2 protein-coding genes are annotated in these 1,248 nt (G+C 58.8%); both read left to right on the forward strand.

Annotated elements, in window-relative coordinates; all coding sequences use genetic code 11:
• Nucleotides 1-347: hypothetical protein (locus GM1_RS22830; protein WP_008382490.1), on the forward strand; the 347-nt coding region annotated here is incomplete at its 5' end.
• Nucleotides 344-913, forward strand: coding sequence for a hypothetical protein (locus GM1_RS22580; protein ID WP_157436263.1), 570 nt, complete (start codon nucleotides 344-346; stop codon nucleotides 911-913). The genes GM1_RS22830 and GM1_RS22580, both read left to right, overlap by 4 nt.
• Nucleotides 914-1,248 lie beyond the last annotated feature (335 nt).

Here is a 1,248-nt window from a genome sequence, read left to right on the forward strand (position 1 = left end):
GGCTAAGCAGCGAGACATCACAAAGTGTGTCAGAGACTTCCTCTAAGGAAGGCACTGCGGGCGTTGAGAGCCGTGGAGTGAATGTCGGTGGAACACTTGGGTCAAGCACAACCACTGACAGCGGTTCCGTCAAAGGCATGAACACCACGGGATCATGGACTGCACCGGACGATTTGAAGCCTGGCGAGGAAATCGCCTACTACCAGATCTGGGAACTGTGGACATACGATGTCGTCTCAGAACGCGACGGCGTGTATACGTCCTATCCCGCCTACCAGTGGGTTCCGACAACGAGTACGCTACCTGTACGCGGGCCGATCGGATCACACCTGCAATGGAAGGGATGACCATGCGGAAAAGGCTGTCTAGAATATCGCGCCGCAATCAGATCATTGGTGGGATAGTCCTTGCCTTAGCCTGTATCTACCTTCTACTTGTTTCGGTCTTCGGTCGACCATTAGGGATCATCTCCTTCAACACCAGTTCAGAATCAAGAACTGGCACGGACGTCGTGAGCCCATATTCAGGATGGGATCAACTCAACCTGTCCGAATTGATCGGAGAGCCACTGGACCAGGCCAAACATAGGTTGGGCACACCAGGAGTCGATAACACGCTGGCAGCCGCGGATCAGAATGGCCTAACGGTAGTTGTAGACAACGCGCCAGCCGACGCAAAACCCACAGGCACGATGACCGTAGTGGGGTACTGCATCAAGATGGAACTGGCCGACCGCCACTTCCTCACTCTGGCGGTCACTGACCCGTCGAAGATAGATTCGGACGCCCGCGCCGCGATCGCAGATGAGCCCCAGCAAGTCGCCTACCGCTATATGGCCAAGCACCGATGCGACAGTGAGTCGACTGGCCAGTTCACACCTTGGATCGCCGTTCGCCCGATCCCCCAACGCTGACGCAACGACCACCGACGTCGCCGGTCACGGTGACTGAGACTGCGACGGTGACGGTCGCGCCGTCGGCGACGGAAAGCTCGACTGTTCCGGTGAGCTGACCGACTACGTAGACGACTGTGCCCGGCCCCCTTGTTTGAGGGGTGCCGGGCACAGTGCGGCGATCGCGGCAGCGTGGGCGTGCAGGGCGGCGTGGTGATGCTGCGCCTGTTCCTGTTGGTGTGCGTGATGGTGCTGGTCTCCTGTCACTACGACCACGGCCCCACCAGCCGCATCTAACCCCGGAGACGAAAGATGACACCCACCCGCAACCGCGAACGACACAACTGGGGAACACT

This window comes from Gordonia malaquae NBRC 108250, assembly GCF_000344135.1.
GTDB lineage: Bacteria > Actinomycetota > Actinomycetes > Mycobacteriales > Mycobacteriaceae > Gordonia > Gordonia malaquae.